Consider the following 17,488-nt stretch of genomic DNA (forward strand, 5'->3'; position numbering starts at 1 on the left):
CGCCAGCACCAGATGATGCCGGTTGCACGGGCTGAGGTCGCTCCCCGTCTGCGCGATCCCGATCACCGGACGGCCGCTCCGCAGCTCCTTCAAGCTCAGCCCGAAGTTCAGATAGCGCTCCAGATACAGCGCCGTCATGTCGATATTGTCCGGATTGTCGAACCACGCGGCTGAACGCAGCTTGCGAGATTGAGTCATCGACGGCTCTCAGCGCAGCGCCAGCACCACGACCGACGCCGGCGGCAGCGTCGCGGACAGCTTGCCATCGGATACCGTCGCGCCGGTAAAGGCTGCGGGCTTGACCCGCTCGGGCGCGTCGAAGCTGTTGTGCGCCTGGATCGCCCCGGTAAGTACCTGGCCCTCCGCCCTGCTCGCCGACACGCCGGAGAGCGCCGCCTCGACCGTGATCGGGCGATTGGGATCGGCATTGACCAGCGCGACATGGACGACACCCGCCGCATCGCGCGCAGCCGTTCCGCTCACCGCCGGCACGGTCCACTGGTCCTTATTGTACCACGGGCTCTTGAGCTCGAGCGGCAGGAAGGTCGCGTCCTGAAACGGCAGGTACATGTGGAAGACGTGATAGGTCGGCGTCAGCACCATCTTCGACCCGTCGGTCAGGATCATCGCCTGCAGCACGTTCACCATCTGCGCGATGTTGGTCATGCGCACGCGATCGGCGTAGCGGGTGAAGATGTTGATGTTCATCGCCGCCACGACCGCGTCGCGCATCGTGTTCTGCTGATGGAGGAAGCCGGGATTGGTCCCCGGCTCGGGCGAGTACCAGGTGCCCCATTCGTCCACCGCCAGGTTGACGCGCTTGGCGGGGTCGTACTTGTCCATGATCGCCGAATGCTTGCGGACCAGCTCGTCCATCAGCAGCGTCTTGGAGAGGGTGCGGGCGTATTCCTCCTCGTCGAACTCCGTCGCCGAGCCCTTCTTCGCCCAGCTGCCGGGCACCGTATAATAATGCACGCCGATGCCGTCGAACATTTTGCCGGCATCGCGCATCATCACTTCGGTCCAGTTGTAATCGACCGAGTTGGCGCCGCTCGCGATCTTCTCAACCTTCACGCCGGCCGGAACCTTGATGAAGGTCGAATAGCGGCGGGTAAGATCGGCGGCATATTCGGGCCGCATGCTGCCCCCGCATCCCCACAGCTCGTTGCCCAGGCCGAAATAAGGGAGCTTCCACGGCTGCTTGCGGCCATTCTTCGCGCGCAGGTCGGCAAGTGTGCCCGCAGGCGCGGTCATATATTCGACCCACTCGGCCATTTCCTGCGGCGTGCCGTTGCCGACATTGCCCGAGACATAGGCCTCGGCCCCGATCAGCTCGGCGAAATCCATGAACTCGTGCGTGCCGAAGGCATTGTCCTCGGTCACGCCGCCCCAGTGCGTATTGATCTTGACCGGGCGCTGACTGCGCGGCCCGATCCCTTCGCGCCAGTGATATTCGTCGGCGAAGCAGCCGCCGGGCCAGCGCACCACCGGCACCTTGAGCGCCTTCAGCGCGTCGATCACGTCGTTGCGATAGCCGCGCGTGTTGGGGATCTTCGAGTTCGGCCCGACCCAGATCCCGCCATAGATGCCGGTGCCCAGATGCTCGGCGAACTGGCTGAAGATGCGCCGGTCGATCTTCGCCCCGGGCTTGTCGGCGCGCAGGGTCGCGGTAGCGCCCGTTGCCGGCGCAGGAGCGCTGGTCTGGGCGAAAGCCGGCGCGGCGGGCAACGCCGTGCAGCTGAGAAGTGCGACGGCGAGAACGGATCGGAACGGGCGCTTCATGCAATGGCTCTCCACAAAATACTCCGACAAATAATCAGAGCTCGAGGAACAATGCGAGTCAAAAAAAATCGAGGCCACCGGCACTGCGGCAGCCCCGAAGGAGGGAGAGCTTCAGAAGCGGAAATTGACTCCGACGCTGACCGTGCGGCCGACGCGCGTCTCGAACAGCGTGTCCTGGCGGGTGCTGTCGATGTAGAGCCGGTTCTGCTCGTCGGTCAGGTTCTGCGCCTCGACGATCAGCTTGAGGCTGTCGGTGATGTTGTACGAGGCCGAGGCATCGACATAGAGCGTCGGCGCATTGCCCTGGATGTCGCTGCCCTGCGACGCCGGAATGCCGCGGATGAAGCGGTCGCGCCAGTTGGCGGTGCCGCGAATGCTGAACTTGTCATCCTCATAGTAGAGCGTGCCCGATGCGGTATTCTTGGACAGGCCGACCAGATCGTCCTTCACCGTGCGGGTGCAGGCACCGCCCGCGCTCGCCAGGCAGTATTCGATCTCGGACACGACATGGGTGTAGTTCGCCAGCACACCGAAGTTGCCGAGGAAACCATCCATGAAGTTGAAGGGCAGCTGCAGGTTCACCTCCACGCCCTTGAGCGGACCGCCCGGCGTGTTGAAGGGGCGTGAGATATTGAACAGCTCGGTCGGCTGGGTGTTCGATCCGAACAGCAGGGCGTCTGGCAGCCCCAGCGTGTTGAACGGCTCCTGGCTGTTGATGTTCTGGATGAAGCTCTTGATGTCCTTGTAGAAGAACGCCGCCGACAGCAGCGATCCCGGACGGAAATACCATTCCAGCGCGGCGTCGAACGTGTTGGCGCGGATCGGATCGAGGAACGGGTTGTTGATGCTGCCGGTCCGCGTGACCGCGTTCACGCCGCTGGTCGGCGCGAGCTGCCCCAGCTCCGGCCGCGCCATCACCTTGGCCGCGGACAGGCGCAGCACCAGGTTCTGCACCGGCTCGATCACCAGATTGGCGGACGGAAGCCAATCCTCATAGCCGTTGAACGCGACGGCGTACTGACCGACCAGATTGGTGGGCGACGTCGTCCCGGTGGGCGGCGGCACGGTGATATAGCCCGACGAACGCATGTCCGTCCGCACATAGCGCACGCCGATATCGCCGCGCAGGCCCACGCCCACCTGCTCGCCCAGGTCGAAGCTGCCCATGACATAGGCACTCTTGATCGTCTCGTTCACCCGCGTATCGACGCCGCCGCATTCGGAACCGCAAAAGCGCACGCCGTCGAAATTGAAGGTGGACGCCCATTTGTCGGGATCGATCGCGGCCCAGCTCGCTGGCGCGCCATTGCCCCACAGCTTATCGACGCCGCTGATCTGGCGGGTGATGCTGGCGAGGGTAGTTCCGGCGGGCAGCACACGCACCACCAGATCGGCATTGTACGGCCGCAGCGAGGTCAGGTGGAACCGGCTCTCGCGGTACTGGCCGCCGAACCGGACGGAGAAGGCATCGCTCAACGTCCATTTGACGTTGACCTCACCCGTGAAATTGTCGGTGGTGTTGGTCTGCGGCCTGCCCTGGAAGCTGAACCCGCCCAGCACTGTGCCGTCGGCAAGCGCCGGCGCATAGGTGAAGTTGCCCGGATTGGACACGTCGAAGCCGAAGCCGATCGTCGGCACGCTGCCGCCGCCGCGATAATCGATCGAGAAGCCGTCCGCGTCGATCACGTCCATGAAGGTCTGGAGACGCTTCTTGCCGACCCACTCCGCCTGATTGAGGCCGAAGACGCCGCTGATCTCGAGCGAGTCGTTGAGGCGGCGTTTGAAGTTCAGATTCGCCTGCTTGAAGGTCGAGACGAACTGGTCGATCAGTCCCTCCGAACGGACATCGACGCCATCGAACAGGCCGTAGATCAGCGATCCGTTGCTGTCGAACTGGACCTCGCGAACCGACACCATCGGCTGGCCATTGTTCGAGATCGATCGCGCGAAGGAGAGCCCGGCGATGTAATTGTCGCGCCGCTCGACCTCGAACCGCGAATAGAGCAGGTCGAGCGAGATGTCGGTATCGTCGTCCGGCTTGTATTGCAGCGTCAGCGTGCCGCCGATCCGTTCCTGATCCTGCTCCGAGTTCACATAACGCGGGATGCGCGGGAAGAAGGCTCCGCTGCCGGGCGTGGTCAGTGCGTCCGGCCGGCGCAGGTCCAGTATCTTCTGATAGGCCGCGACCGTGCTGGTGCGCGGGTTGTTGGTGCTGCACATCGTCGGCGTCGCGCCGCGCAGCGCGTCGGTCGCCGGGTTCTGTGGCGTATAGCCGATCGGCGAGCAGAAGCCGCCATTGACGTTGGCCGGCAGCAGGTCGACCGCGGCGTAGCCGACTTCGCGCAGATGGCGCTTCTGATAGGCACCCGACGCCAGCACGCCGAAGCCATTGTCGAACTGCTTCGAGACCAGCGCGGAGATCCGCGGATCGACTTTCTTGGCCACTTCGTTCCACACACCGCGGGCCGTGGCGGAGACCGCGAAGCTCTCCTTGCTGTCGAACGGCTTGGGTGCGGTCAGGTCGACCGTCGCGCCGAGCGAGCCCTCCTCCACGTCCGCCGACGGCGTCTTGCGCACGGTCAGCGCCGAGAAAATCTCCGTCGGAAAGACGTTGAAGTCGAAGCTGCGGCCGCTGTTGCCTGCGCCGAAGATATCGGAGCCGCCGGTCTGCGACGACCCTTCCATCCCGTTGATGCGCACGCGCGTGAACTGCGCACCGAGGCCGCGGACCGAGATGTTGCGCCCCTCGCCGCCGTCGCCGCGCGCGAGCGCCACGCCCGGAATGCGCTGCATCGATTCGGCCAGGTTGGAATCGGGGAACTTGCCGATGTCCTCGGCCAGGATGCTGTCGACCGCTGCGGTTTCGGTGCGCTTCTGGTTCAGCGCGCTGCTGAGCGAGGCGCGGAAGCCGGTGACGACCACCTCGCCCTGCGCTGCCTCGGCGTCGGGCGATTGCTCCTGCGCAAGGGCGGGCGCCGATACGCCAAGGGTCACCGCGATCGCCAGAAGCGACCCGCCGCGGCACGCAATTGTCCGAAATCCAGCCATATCATCCTCCCCAGGACAAGGTTTGCGGGTTCCCCGCACGTCTGGTCGGACAAATAGCATTAATTTGAAAACTGGCAAGTCATTTCGGGAGATTGTTTCACATATTGGGATATAGTGACTAGCCATTCCCTCAAAGTCCCCAAAATAATCATATATTGAATAATTATCGCATAAATTGATAAGACTTCTCAATCAGAGGAGGAGGGGAAGGCATGGACAGACGAGCGTTTCTGGCGAGCGGTGCGGCTGCGATTGCGCTTCCGGCCGAGCTGGCCGGGGCAGCGGCGCATATCGGCTCGGATTTGCCTATGCCCCCGCCGCGCGACGGCCTCGACGCCCCCTACCCTGCCGAGGAGCCGGGCCGCCTGCTGCTCGATCGCGGCTGGCGCTTCCACCTCGGCGACGTGGCGATGCCCGAGATCAGGGGGCACCAGGCCAGTTACGAGAACGCCAAGGCGGGCGCCGCGCACGGCGCCGCCGCGCTGACCTTCGACGACAGCGACTGGCGCGAGGTCGATCTGCCGCACGACTGGGCCATCGAGGTACCGGTCGATCCGACGGCCAATATCGCGCAGGGCTATCGCCGCCGCGGAATCGGCTGGTATCGCCGGACCATCCGCCTCGACCCCGCACTGCAGGGCAAGTTTCTCGAGATCGACTTCGGCGCGATCGCTACCCAAGCCACCATCTGGTTCAACGGCACGATCGTCGATCGCAACTGGAGCGGATACAATGGCGTGCAGGTGGATGTGACGCCCTATGCCCGTTTCGGGGACGAGCTGAACACCATCGCCATCCGCGTCGATGCCAACCCGATGGAAGGCTGGTGGTACGAGGGCGCCGGCATCTACCGGCATGTCTGGCTGGCGGTGCGCGAGCCGGTCCATATCGTCACCGACGGCGTGCATTGCGATCCACACCGCGCGGAGGATGGAAGCTGGAGCGTGCCGGTCGCGGTCACGCTTCAGAACATCGGCACCGCCAGCCGCATGGTTTCCATCGAAGGCAGATTGATCGGACCAGACGGAGGAGGCTCCGGCTTGGTGATCGAACATTGCCAGGTCGATCCGCTCAAGCCGGGAAGCGGGAAGCTCACGCTCCCGGTCGCGAACCCTCGCCTCTGGTCACCCGACGATCCCGCGCTCTACGCACTCCACGTCACCGTGCGCGACGGCGATCGCGTGCTCGACGAGCGCCGCATCAACATCGGCTTCCGCTGGTTCCGCTTCGACGGCCGCACCGGCTTCCACCTCAACGGCGAGCCGCTCAAGATCAAGGGCACCTGCAACCATCAGGACCATGCCGGGGTCGGCACCGCGATCCCCGACGCGCTGTGGGACTGGCGCGTGCGGCGGCTGAAGGCGCTGGGCTCAAACGCGATCCGCATGTCGCACAACGCCCCGCCGATCGAGCTGCTCGACGCCTGCGACCGCCACGGCCTGCTGGTGATGAACGAGAACCGCCAGTTCAACCCCAGCCCCGGCTATATGGAACAGCTCAGCTGGCTGGTGCGCCGCGACCGCAACCGGCCATCTGTGTTCATGTGGTCGGTGTTCAACGAGGAGCCGATGCAGGGCTCGCCCCAGGGCTATGAGATGGTCCGCCGCATGGCCGCGGCGGTGAAGGCGCTCGACGACAGCCGCCCGGTCACCGCGGCGATGAACGACGGCATGTTCACCCCGTCCAATGTCAGCCACGCGGTCGACGTGGTCGGGTTCAACTACCAGATCCCGCAATATGACAAATATCACGCCGCCTTCCCGGACAAGCCGCTGACCAGCTCGGAGGATACCAGCGCCTTCTCGACCCGCGGCGAGTGGGCGACCGACCGGCCGCGCAACGTCATGACCAGCTATGATGACGAAGGCGCGCCCTGGGGGGCGACGCACGCCGCCGCGTGGAAGGCGATCGCCGAGCGCCCGTTCCTCGCCGGCGGGTTCGTGTGGACCGGTTTCGACTATCATGGCGAGCCGACGCCGTTCGAATGGCCGTCGACCTCAAGCTTTTTCGGCATCATGGACATTTGCGGCTTTCCCAAGCTCGCCTTCCACCAGCACCGCGCGCAATGGATCGACAATGAGCCCGTGCTGGCGCTCCAGCCGCACTGGAACTGGCCGGGCAAGGAGGGCCAGCCGATCCGCGTCGTCGCGCTCACCAATGCCGAGCGCGTGGTGCTGCTTCTCAACGGCAGGCCGGCGGGCGAAGCCGCGGTGGACCGGCTCAGGATGCCCGAATTCCACCTGCCCTACGCCCCCGGCAAGCTCGAAGCGATCGGCTACCGCGCCGGCCGCGAGGTGGCGCGCACGCATATCGAGACCGCCGGCGCTCCGGTCGCGCTACGGATCACGCCCGACCGTCGCGTGATGCTGGGCAATGGAGAGGACGTCCAGCCGCTGACGATCGACGCGATCGACGCCGCCGGCCGCCACGTTCCCACCGCCAATCTCCCCGCCAGCTTCACCATCCAAGGCGGCGAAATCATCGGTGTGGGGAACGGCAATCCCAACGACCACGATCCCGAGAAGGGTAACGCGCGAAGGCTGTTCAATGGACTCGCGCAGGTGATCGTCCGGGCCGCGCCCGGCCGCGGCAAGCTGACGCTGCGCGCGACTGCGCCCGGCCTCAGGCCCGCCGCCTTGACCATCGGCCGCATCGCCGCGGAACCCCGCAAGCAGGTCGCCAATACCCGGCCCGAAATGCTGCTGAGCTTCTGGGCACGCGCACCGTTCAGCGCCACGCGGCCCGATCCGCTCGGGCAGATCGGCAGCGAGGATCGCTACGCCACGGCGCGCGGCCGCTCAGGCCGGCTCGAGGGTCCTTCGGACGCGGGGTCCTGGAACGCCTATCGCATGGAGTTCACGCCGCAGGCGCGCGTGCGGCAGCGTGGCGGGACGATCGTGTTCACGCAGATCGCCGGGCGCGCCGAAATCTGGCTCGACGGGCGGCGCGTCGCGGAAAAGGTCGATTTCGCGCCCGCCCCGCTCGAAGTGCCGCTCGCGGCAGGCGAGCAGCCGCGCGTGCTGGTCGTCCTCGTCCAGGCGGAGCCGGGCAAGGCTTCGGGCTTCGGGAAGTTGGTGGCGGTTCGGGAGTCCGGCCAACGCGCCGCCCCCTGATCGCAACGCGGTGCGGTGAGTTCGGCTTACGCCTGGCTTCGATGGCGCAACGCATCGACGATGACCTGAAACGCCGGAAGATTCTGGCGGCGGCTCGGATAGTAGAGGAAATAGCCGTCGAAGAAGGGGGACCAGTCATCGAGGATCTGGACGAGCGCGCCCGACGCGATATGCCGCTCGACGATGCTCTCGGGAACATAGGCGATGCCATAGCCGCTCATGGCGGCGTCGATCATGGCATAGCTGTTGTTGAAGACGAGCTGGCCTTCGACCCGGACGCGCAATTCCTTGCCGTCCTTCTCGAATTCCCATGCATAGAGGCCGCCGGAGGTCTCCTGCCGCGTGTTGATGCAGACGTGCCCGACCAGCTCCCGCGGATGCCGCGGCTTTTCTCGCGTTGCAAAATAGCCGGGAGACGCCACCGCCACCAACCGCCAATCCGGCCCGATGCGCACCGCGATCATATCCTGCTCGACACTCTCGCCGAGGCGGACGCCCGCGTCATAGCCCTCTTCGACGATGTTGCGGAAACTGCTGTCGAGCAGGAGCTCGACACTGATATCAGGATAGGCCCTCAGCACGGGTTTCAGCTTCGGCCAGACCACGCTTTCGAGCGCATGGTCCGAGAGGGTGAGCCGGATCGATCCCGAGGGCTTGTCACGAAGCGCGGTCAGGGCCGCGATCTCTTCCTCGATTTCGGCGATGCGCGGGGCGAGCGTCTGAAGCAGTCGCTCGCCGGCCTCGGTCGTCGCGACGTTGCGCGTCGTCCGCGCCAGCAGGCGGATGCCTATCCGCGCCTCGAGCTGCTTGATTGTATGGCTGAGCGTCGACTGCGCGACGCCCAGCTTGGCGGCCGCCCTGGTAAAGCTGCGCTCCTCGGCGACGGCCTGGAACCAGGTCAGCTGATTGAGATCGGTTCGGGCCATCGCGGTCCCCAAAGATTATTCGATAGGATCGATTGATCCATGCGGATTTCGACGGGTAATCGCTTTATCGCGTAATCGCTAGATGGCTCCTGCACGTTGCAGGAGCGAAGAGAATGACGGCGGCAGCCCTATCGATCGACGAGAACAAGCCCGCCGCCGCGTGGGCGGCCGTCCTTTCGATGGCGCTGTGCGTTGCGATGCTGATCACGTCGGAGTTCATGCCGGTCAGCCTGCTGACGCCGATGGCCGATGGCCTCGGCGCGACGGAAGGACAGACGGGGCAGGCGATCTCCATCAGTGGATTGTTCGCGGTCGCGGCCAGCCTCCTCATCACCACCGCTGCGGGGAAGCTCAACCGCAAATGGGTGCTGGTGGCGACGACGGCCCTCATGTTGCTGTCGCTCGCCCTTGTCGCCGCGGCGCCGAATTTCGCGGTGCTGATGGTCGGCCGCGCGCTGCTCGGCATTTGCATCGGCGGTTTCTGGGCACTGGCTGCGGCGGTGATCATGCGCCTGGTTCCGCAGGGCGACGTGCCCAGGGCGCTCGCGCTGATGTTCGGCGGGCAGGCGATCGCCGCCGCGTTCGCCGCGCCGATCGGTAGCTATCTGGGGGGTCTCTTCGGATGGCGGGAGGTGTTCTGGGCGCTGACGCCGATCGTCGCGATCAATCTCGTCTGGCATGTCGTCGCGCTGCCTTCGCTGCCGGTCGCGCAGAAGCGGGACGTGCTGGGCATGCTCGGCCTCTTGAAGCGCCCCTATTTCCAGCGCGGCCTCATCGCCTGCATGCTGTCATGGGGTTCGGCCTTCACCATGTTCACCTATCTCCGGCCATTCCTCGAGCGGGTGACCGGCGTCGAGGTCACGGTGCTCTCGATCCTGCTGCTGATCCTCGGCTGCGCGGGCTTTATCGGCACTTGGGCCGCAGGCAGGTTCGTGAAGGGCAATGTCGCACCGCTTCTCAAATTGCCCGCGCTGGTGATGGGAGGCGCGACCGCCGGCCTGCTGCTGCTCGGTTTCTCCGTCGTCGCGGCGGGACTGTTCATGGCGATCTGGGGGGCGATGAACACCATGTTCTCGGTCATCTGGATGACGTGGATGTCGCAGAATGTCGACGACGCGCCCGAAGCCGCCGGCAGCCTGATGGTCGCGGCGATCCAGACTTCGATCCTCCTCGGCGCCGTTGTCGGCGGAATGCTGCTCGACAGCTTTTCCATCCAGGCGACGTTCATCGGCAGCATCGCCCTCGCCGCAGCGGCGATCCTGCTGATCGGCGACGGCCGCAAGATGCTCAAGCCCGAATAAGGAGATGGCCATGACCGCCGATACGACCATGCGCGCCGCGCAGCCCCATCCGATCGGACGGCGCGCGCTGCTGAAACTGACCGGGGCAGGCGCTGCCGTCCTGACCGGCGGCCCGCTCTTCGACATTTCAGACGGAGAGGCCCTTGCAATGGAGACCCCCACCATGACGAACGAATGGGACAAGACCTTCCCGAAAAGCCCGAAGGTCGATCATCAGAAGATCGCGTTCACGAACCGCTACGGCATCACCCTTGCGGGCGACCTCTACCTGCCGAAGAGCCGAGCGGATCAGCGCCTTGCCGCGCTCGCGGTCGGCGGCCCGTTCGGCGCGGTCAAGGAGCAGTCCTCGGGGCTGTACGCTCAGACCATGGCCGAGCGCGGCTTCGCCGCCTTGGCCTTCGACGCCTCCTATACCGGCGAGAGCGGCGGCGAACCGCGCAACGTTGCCTCCCCCGACATCAATACCGAGGATTTCAACGCTGCGGTCGACTTCCTTGGCCTGCATCCGTCCGTCGATCGCGAGCGGATCGGCATCATCGGCATCTGCGGCTGGGGCGGCATGGCGTTGAACGCGGTTGCCGTGGACAAGCGCATCAAGGCCGTCGTCGCCAGCACCATGTATGACATGACCCGCGTCATGTCGAAGGGCTACAACGACAGCGTCACGCTCGAACAACGGACGCAGATGCTTGAGCAACTCAGCCGCCAGCGCTGGGCCGACGCGGCAGACGGAAAGCCGGCCTATCAGCCCCGCTACAATGAGCTGAAGGGCGGCGAAGCGCAGTTCCTGATCGACTATCACGACTATTACATGACGCCGCGCGGCTATCATGCACGCGCGGTCAACTCGGGCAACGCATGGACGCAGACCACGCCGCTGTCGTTCATGAACATGCCGCTCCTCAGCTACATCAAGGAAATCTCCCCGCGCCCGATGCTGCTGATCCACGGCGAGAAGGCCCATTCGCGCTACTTCAGCGAGATTGCCTATGCGGCTGCGGCGGAGCCGAAGGAGCTGATGATCATTCCAGGGGCCAGCCATGTCGATCTCTACGACCGGCTTGACGTGATCCCGTTCGACAAGCTGCAGTCCTTCTTCGAGCAGCATCTTCGGTGAGGGGATGCCCGTTATGACGGAATCTCGCCATCGCGCCGCGATCGGCCTTGCGATCGCCGCGCTGCTGCTGCCCGTCGCTTCGGCGGTCGCGCAATCGATCAGGGAGGACGCCATGAAGCTCTATCGCAACGGAACCCGGCCTTCGCAGAAGGGGCCAGCCGAGTGGTTCACCGGCTCGGTGCGCATCGATCCGCTGAACACCGCGCCTGAGCCCGCGCGCCACGGTGTCGCCAGCGTTACCTTCGAGCCCGGCGCGCGCACGGCCTGGCACACGCATCCGCTCGGCCAGACGCTGATCGTGACCAGCGGCACCGGATGGACGCAGTGCGAGGGCGAGCCGATCGTCGAAATCCGCGCCGGCGATGTCATCTGGTGCCCGCCCGATCACCGTCACTGGCACGGCGCCACGCCGACGACCGCGATGACGCATATCGCCATTCAGGAAGCCCGGGACGGTAAGATGGTCGAATGGATGGAGCATGTTGCCGACGACCAGTATCTGGTCGGGCCGCCGCAAGCGGGTGGACAGCGATCGGCGACGCACTGATCGCTCATGCGCTCCCCGATTGACGGCTCGATCGCTTACGGGAGCCGGGTCTGAAGGAGCCGGCTGGCTGGGGCGGCTGGATTCGAACCAGCGCATGTCGGTACCAAAAACCGATGCCTTACCGCTTGGCTACGCCCCAGCACTCGCGGACGCACGCCCTTAGAGCGCGCGAACCGACATGAAAAGGGGGTCAGCCGAAACGATGCACCCAGCCATGGCTGTCGGGCGCCTGACCGCGCTGGATCGCGGTCAGCTTCGCCTTGAGCGCCTCGGTCACCTGACCCGGGCCGCCGCTGCCGATGGTGAATTCGCCGTCGCGGCCCTTCACCTTGCCGACCGGCGTCACCACCGCCGCGGTGCCGCAGGCAAAGGTCTCGACGAGCTTCCCGCTCTGCGCATCCGCCTTCCACTGATCGATCGCATAGGGCGCCTCCCGCACCGCGATGCCCTGCTCGCGCGCCAGCGTCAGGATCGATTCGCGGGTGATGCCCGGCAGGATGGTGCCGAGCGGCGGCGTCGCGATGCTGCCGTCGTCGAACACGAAGAACAGGTTCATGCCGCCCAGCTCCTCGACCCACCGGCGCTCGGCCGCGTCGAGGAACACCACCTGGTCGCAGCCCTCGCGGATCGCCTCGGCCTGCGCGACCAGGCTCGCGGCATAGTTGCCGCCGCACTTGGCCGCACCCGTCCCACCCGGAGCGGCGCGTGTGTAATGGTCGGAGACCCAGATCGTCACCGCCGGCGCCCCGCCCTTGAAATAGGCCCCCGCGGGCGATGCGATGACGAGATAGAGGTATTCCGCGGCGGGCTTCACGCCCAGGAACACCTCGCTCGCGAACATGAAGGGGCGCAGGTAGAGCGAGCCGCCCTCGATCTGCGGGATCCAGTCGCGATCGGCCTTCACCAGCGCCTCGATCGACCCGACGAACAAATCGTCGGGCAGCTCGGGCATCGCCATGCGCTGCGCCGATTCGCGGAAGCGGCGGGCGTTCTCGAGCGGGCGGAACAGCGCGGTGCCGCCATCCTCCATGCGATAGGCCTTGAGGCCCTCGAAAATCTCCTGCGCATAATGGAGCACCGCGGTCGCGGGATCGAGGCTCAGCGGGCCGCGCGCGGTGATCTTCGCGTCGTGCCAGCCCTTGGCGTCGGACCAGCGTACCATCGCCATGTGATCGGTGAACAGCTTGCCGAAGCCGGGGTTCTCGAGAAGCGCGGTGCGTTCGCTGGCGGCGACCGGGCTGGGATTGGCTTCGAACTCGAACGTCGCGCTGCTCACGTCTCTCTCCTGAAGATGCCAGTTGCGCAGGCCTAGGCCCGATGGCAAAACAGGTCAACATGGCTGTCCCAACTGCCTCTCCCCTGTTCCTGCGCGAAGCCGAGATAAGGCGCGGCGTCGAGCTGCTCTATTTCGGCTACAGCCATTTGACGCGCTCGATCGATGAGGGGCTGGCAGCGCAGGGACTCGGCCGCGCGCACCATCGGGCGCTCTACTTCATCGCGCGCCAGCCCGACCTGACGGTCGGGGAGTTGATCGCCCTGCTCGCGATCACCAAGCAGTCGTTGGGGCGCGTCCTCGCCGACCTGACCGATCGCGGCCTGATCGAGACACGCCCGGGCCGCGAGGACCGCCGCCAGCGCCTGCTGCGCCTGACGCCCGAAGGCGTGGCGCTCGAGGGGCAGTTGTTCGAAGCGCTGCGCGACAAGCTTGCCGCCGCCTATTCGAGCGCCGGGCAGGGTGCGGTAGGGGGCTTCTGGGCGGTGCTGGAGGGCTTGATCCCCGAGGCCGAGCGCAAGCGGGTCTCGGCCTTGGGACGATAGATCGACACGCGCCTCCACTTGCCGCCGCCATCCTGAACTTGTTTCAGGATCCATGTCTCCACAAGCGACTGAGTCGCCTTTTGCACGGTGGACGCTGAAACAAGTTCAGCATGACGGAAGCAAGGGGCGAGGCGTCCCTTCAAGCCACCTTGAACCCTTCCTTGTTCATCGCCGTGGTCAGCAGCTTGTTCTTCTCCTCCGACAGCTGCGTGCGCAGCGCCGGGAACAGCTCGTCCTCCTCCTCGCGCATGTGATCCTCCAGATCCGCGCGGAACTGGCGTACCTTCTCCAGAAACGCCGGACCGGTGTTGGGCATGTTCTCCAGCTCGTAGAGATATTGCTTCACATAGCCATGCTCGCGGTTGAGCTCGTCGGCTTCCTCAATCTTCCCCGCCTCGCGCAGCGCGGGATAGATCACATTCTCTTCCTCGATCGCGTGCTTGGCCAGCGCATGCTTGATCTGCATCAGCAGCATCGTGCGGCGTCCCGCGGCCTTGTCCTCGGTCGCTTCGATCGCGTCGAACAGCTTGAGCACCGCCTGATGCTCGGCGATCAGCCCGTCCATCCAGTCGCCCGCCAGCGCCGTGGGCGCCTGGACCGCGGCCTTGCGCCCCAGCAGCGCCAGAACACCCAGCGCCGCGCCGCCCGCGACCGCGCCGGCGATCGGGCCGTATCCGCCCAGCCAGGAACCATTTTCTTCCTTGAAGCGGCCCTTGCTGTCGCGAGCCTGAGTCGTCGTCGCCATGTCGTGCCTCCATCCAAAAGGGTGTGGCGCATCAACCAATTGGCGGCGGCGTCGTTCCGCTAGCGGCGTGCTTCCGCTGCCATTTCCCGGTTCCGCCGCACCGATGCGGCGAGCGTCTCGACCAGCAGCTGTTGAAGCGCTCCGTCCTTGTCGAGCCTGTTCAGCCCCTCGCGGGTCGATCCGCCGGGGCTCGCCACCTTGTCAGCCAGCACGGCGGGGGCGTCCGCCGCCTGCGCCGCCAGCAACGCGCCGCCCTCCACCGTCGCCAGCGCGAGCCGCAGCGCCTGTTCCGCCGGAAGCCCGATCTCCGCCCCAGCTGCCGCGAGCGAGTCGATGAAGCGATAGACGAACGCCGGCCCGCTTCCGGCGAGCGCGGCCACCGCGTCGAACCGCGCGGCCTCGACCCATTCGACCAGACCCAGCGGCGCCATCAGCGCTTGCGCAGCAGTTCGCGCGTCCGCTCCGGCACCGTCCGAATGCAGCGCCACCACGCCCTTGCCGATCTCGACCGGCAGATTGGGCATCGCGCGCACGATCGCAGCCGCACCGAACCGCGCAGCCAGCACATTCTCCTCGACCCCGGCAAGGATCGAGACAAGCAGCGGCACCCTGGCAATCCGTCCGGCCGCCTGCCCCGCGACCTCGTCGATCTGCTGCGGCTTCACCCCCAGCATCACCGCATCGGGCAGCGCCCCATCGGGCAGTACCCGCCCCTGCCGCACGCCTTCGGGAAGCCCCTGCTCGCGCCGGTTGAGCACGAATACGTCCGCGCCCCGCACCGTCCCCGCCGCAACCCACCGCCGCAGCATGGCGCCCGCCATGTTGCCGCAACCGATCAGCCAGAGGGTCTTGGGAGCCGTCAAATCTCATCCCCAACCGTCGCCCCGGCCTTGCGCCGGTGTCCACCGCGCGTCTCAGTGCTGCATGGCGGTCAGCGGCACAAGGCCCGATGCCCAAGTCAGGGAACCGGAGGGAATTCTATGCGCGGGGCAAGATCTGTGGACTGAGGCGCGTCGCAGCCGGCCAGATCGAAGAACGCACGCGCGATGCTGTCGCGATTGATGGCCGTAGTCGAATGCCAAGCCAGATTACTGAGGTCCGGAAGCAGCATGTGAGCCGGGGCTAACCCGCCAGCTCTTGGTAGACCTGGGTCCAGATTATACGCCGCGTCCATCGCGAAGAACTCGATATCGCGACGATCCGTCTGATACTGAATTGGCGACCTGCGCTCCCGGACCCATGCAAGATTGATCTTGCCGTTGGTTCCGCCCTCCCACGGCAGAAACCAGTAGGATCTTCCCGATTCCGCGACCCGAACACGAAGAGCCAATCCGGTGGGCCAATCACGCGAGCGCGGCACCGGGTAGAAGCGAGCGGCGACCCCGGTCGAACCGCGCAGGTCGTAGCGCGCATTCTCGATCGGGCATGAGGCAAGTGAAGCGGCAAGAGCGAATTGAAGGAACATGGTTCAGTCCCTCGTTGCAACAACAACCTTGCTAACGGTGCCTACGCCTCACCCTGCGTCTCGATCAGCGCCGCGGCGATCGCCTCGCGCGGGCTCTTCCCGCCCCACAGCACGAACTGGAACACCGGGTAGAAGCGCTCGCACTCGTCGATCGCGCTCTCGACCAGCAGCTCGGTCTGGGCGAGCGTCATCGACGCGCCGGCATCGCCGTCGCCCTCGCCGGGGATCATCGCGGCGTGGCGGAACAGCAGGATGCCGCTCGACGACCACAGTTCGAAATGGCCGATCCACAGCTGCTCGTTGACGAGGCCAATCGTCTCGTAGATGTCGCCGCGCCGCTCTTCGGGCACGCGCACGTCGGGGAAGCCCAGGAACTGGAGCACGCCATCGTCCTCGCGCCAGATCGCGCGCAGCTCATATTCGGTCCAGCTGCCCTTTACGCGGGCGACGATCTCGTCGTCCTCGCGCTCATGGCTCCAGCCATGCGCCGCGTAATAGCTTTCCAGCATGTCGATCGGCGCGGCATCGTCGCGCTCATATTCGCTCTCGTCGAGCATCCGGTCGTCCTCCGCCCGGCCCTTGCCTGAACGCATGGGTGCCTTGCGTCGTTGCGCCGCACAAGCCGGTTATGGTGAACGGCGGCTAAATAGATGTGGAAAAGCGCGGAACTCCGCGCCTTACAGCGCCGGGTCGGCGTCGCCCTTCTTGGGCTTCGCCTTCTTCGCGGGCGCAGCCTTCGGCGCCGCGGCCGTCGGCGCCGCAGCACCGCCCAGCTTCGCCTCGAGCGCTTCGATCCGTGCCTTGAGCGCCTCGTTCTCGTCGCGCGCAGCGGCAGCCATCGCCTTCACCGCCTCGAACTCGTCGCGTGCGACGAAGTCCATGCCACCGACAAAGCCCTTGAAGCGCTCGCGCGCTGCCGCCTCGCCCTCGCGAGCCATGCCCGCCATGGTGCCGGCCGCGCCGTTCACGAACTTCACGAAATCGTCGAAAATGCGGTTGTCGCTCTGCATAGTCAGTCCAGGCCCAAATAAAACGGGTTCAAACACTCATTTGGGATGTCGAGGACCCCGGCACAAGAGTTTCCGCATTCGGGTTCAGCCGGTCGATCTGATAGTTGAGGATCCCCGCGAAGCACAGCCAGGCCAGATACGGCGCCATCAGCCAAGCCGCGCCCTTGCGGATCCGCGCGAAGACGAAGGTCGTCGCCAGCGCCAGCACGAAGATCACCACGATCAGCAGCAGCGCCGCCGACACCTGGTGATAGCCGAAGAACAGCGGCGACCAGGCAAGGTTCGCCGCCATCTGCACCGCGAACAGGATCAGCGCCGGGCGCCGGAGCCGCGAACCGCGCGCATTGACGATCATCGCCAGCGCCAAGCCCAGCAGCACGTAGAGCGCCGTCCACGCCGCCGGGAACGCCCAGCCGGGCGGGGTCGCTTCGGGCTTCACCAGCATCTGATACCACGGGTTCTCATCGCCGCTCGGGAACAGCCGTCCCGATGCGAAGCCGAGCAACAGGATGAACGGCACCGTGACGATCGCCCAGCGCAGGAAGGCGAGGCGCAACTGACCCTTGGACGCTATTTCCATCGCACCCCTCTACCGGGCGAATTTTACCCGGACGTT

The 17,488-nt window shown here is 65.7% G+C and carries 15 protein-coding genes, 1 tRNA gene and 1 pseudogene; 5 read left to right on the top strand and 12 right to left on the bottom strand.

The genetic code is table 11. From position 1 onward, the window contains the following. From VGD28_RS16620 to VGD28_RS16630, 3 genes and pseudogenes are all read right to left on the bottom strand, one after another. Positions 1-198 (bottom strand): annotated as a pseudogene (locus tag VGD28_RS16620) (dihydroxy-acid dehydratase); the annotation flags it as partial. A 9-nt stretch (positions 199-207) separates the two neighbouring features. After that, complete coding sequence (locus VGD28_RS16625) at positions 208-1,782, bottom strand: alpha-N-arabinofuranosidase (protein ID WP_331029471.1); 1,575 nt, start codon at positions 1,780-1,782, stop codon at positions 208-210. Positions 1,783-1,893: 111 nt separating this feature from the next. Beyond that, positions 1,894-4,830 carry a TonB-dependent receptor gene (locus VGD28_RS16630; protein ID WP_331029472.1) on the bottom strand — a complete coding sequence of 979 codons (2,937 nt, stop codon included), beginning with the start codon at positions 4,828-4,830 and terminating at the stop codon, positions 1,894-1,896. Between the two features lie 212 nt (positions 4,831-5,042). Between VGD28_RS16630 and galA the strand changes: the two genes are divergently transcribed. Continuing rightward, on the top strand, positions 5,043-7,943 hold the full coding sequence (gene galA / locus VGD28_RS16635; RefSeq protein ID WP_331029473.1) for a beta-galactosidase GalA: 2,901 nt from the start codon (positions 5,043-5,045) through the stop codon (positions 7,941-7,943). Positions 7,944-7,969: 26 nt separating this feature from the next. Here the strand turns inward: galA and VGD28_RS16640 are convergent, their stop codons facing one another. Continuing rightward, positions 7,970-8,869 carry a LysR family transcriptional regulator gene (locus tag VGD28_RS16640; protein WP_331029474.1) on the bottom strand — a complete coding sequence of 300 codons (900 nt, stop codon included), beginning with the start codon at positions 8,867-8,869 and terminating at the stop codon, positions 7,970-7,972. Between the two features lie 113 nt (positions 8,870-8,982). On the opposite strand from VGD28_RS16640, the gene VGD28_RS16645 reads away from it, so the two are divergent. The 3 genes from VGD28_RS16645 to VGD28_RS16655 are packed head-to-tail and all read left to right on the top strand — an operon-like array spanning position 8,983 to position 11,834. Further along, the gene (locus VGD28_RS16645) at positions 8,983-10,170 is read left to right on the top strand and encodes an MFS transporter (RefSeq protein ID WP_331029475.1); all 1,188 of its coding nucleotides are present in this window, start codon (positions 8,983-8,985) and stop codon (positions 10,168-10,170) included. 28 nt (positions 10,171-10,198) lie between these two features. Further along, positions 10,199-11,287 carry an alpha/beta hydrolase gene (locus tag VGD28_RS16650; RefSeq protein WP_331029476.1) on the top strand — a complete coding sequence of 363 codons (1,089 nt, stop codon included), beginning with the start codon at positions 10,199-10,201 and terminating at the stop codon, positions 11,285-11,287. Positions 11,288-11,300: 13 nt separating this feature from the next. Next, complete coding sequence (locus tag VGD28_RS16655) at positions 11,301-11,834, top strand: (R)-mandelonitrile lyase (protein ID WP_331029477.1); 534 nt, start codon at positions 11,301-11,303, stop codon at positions 11,832-11,834. Between the two features lie 64 nt (positions 11,835-11,898). Here the strand turns inward: VGD28_RS16655 and VGD28_RS16660 are convergent. Both VGD28_RS16660 and VGD28_RS16665 read right to left on the bottom strand, forming a co-directional pair. After that, positions 11,899-11,973: transfer RNA gene (locus VGD28_RS16660), tRNA-Gln, on the bottom strand. A gap of 51 nt (positions 11,974-12,024) precedes the next feature. Further along, on the bottom strand, positions 12,025-13,110 hold the full coding sequence (locus VGD28_RS16665; protein WP_331029478.1) for a branched-chain amino acid aminotransferase: 1,086 nt from the start codon (positions 13,108-13,110) through the stop codon (positions 12,025-12,027). Between the two features lie 59 nt (positions 13,111-13,169). On the opposite strand from VGD28_RS16665, the gene VGD28_RS16670 reads away from it, so the two are divergent. Then, positions 13,170-13,652, top strand: coding sequence for a MarR family winged helix-turn-helix transcriptional regulator (locus VGD28_RS16670; RefSeq protein WP_331029479.1), 483 nt, complete (start codon positions 13,170-13,172; stop codon positions 13,650-13,652). A 139-nt stretch (positions 13,653-13,791) separates the two neighbouring features. Here the strand turns inward: VGD28_RS16670 and VGD28_RS16675 are convergent, their stop codons facing one another. From VGD28_RS16675 to VGD28_RS16700, 6 genes are all read right to left on the bottom strand, one after another. After that, positions 13,792-14,397, bottom strand: a complete 606-nt coding sequence (locus VGD28_RS16675; RefSeq protein WP_331029480.1) for a hemerythrin domain-containing protein — start codon at positions 14,395-14,397, stop codon at positions 13,792-13,794. Between the two features lie 59 nt (positions 14,398-14,456). Continuing rightward, positions 14,457-15,260 carry a pyrroline-5-carboxylate reductase gene (gene proC, locus VGD28_RS16680; protein WP_331029481.1) on the bottom strand — a complete coding sequence of 268 codons (804 nt, stop codon included), beginning with the start codon at positions 15,258-15,260 and terminating at the stop codon, positions 14,457-14,459. A 95-nt stretch (positions 15,261-15,355) separates the two neighbouring features. Further along, positions 15,356-15,862, bottom strand: coding sequence for a hypothetical protein (locus VGD28_RS16685; RefSeq protein ID WP_331029482.1), 507 nt, complete (start codon positions 15,860-15,862; stop codon positions 15,356-15,358). A gap of 41 nt (positions 15,863-15,903) precedes the next feature. Further along, entirely contained in the window at positions 15,904-16,419 is a 516-nt protein-coding gene (locus VGD28_RS16690) for a YbjN domain-containing protein (RefSeq protein ID WP_331029504.1), read from the bottom strand. Between the two features lie 120 nt (positions 16,420-16,539). Further along, a complete protein-coding gene (locus tag VGD28_RS16695; protein ID WP_331029483.1) occupies positions 16,540-16,872 on the bottom strand; it encodes an accessory factor UbiK family protein in 333 nt (110 codons plus the stop codon). Between the two features lie 28 nt (positions 16,873-16,900). Continuing rightward, positions 16,901-17,452 (bottom strand): TspO/MBR family protein, encoded by a 552-nt coding sequence (locus tag VGD28_RS16700; RefSeq protein WP_331029484.1) that lies wholly within the window; start codon positions 17,450-17,452, stop codon positions 16,901-16,903. Between the last annotated feature and the right edge of the window lie 36 nt (positions 17,453-17,488).

The sequence above is a fragment of the Sphingomonas sp. genome, assembly GCF_036402235.1.
In the GTDB taxonomy this organism is placed as follows: Bacteria; Pseudomonadota; Alphaproteobacteria; order Sphingomonadales; family Sphingomonadaceae; genus Sphingomonas.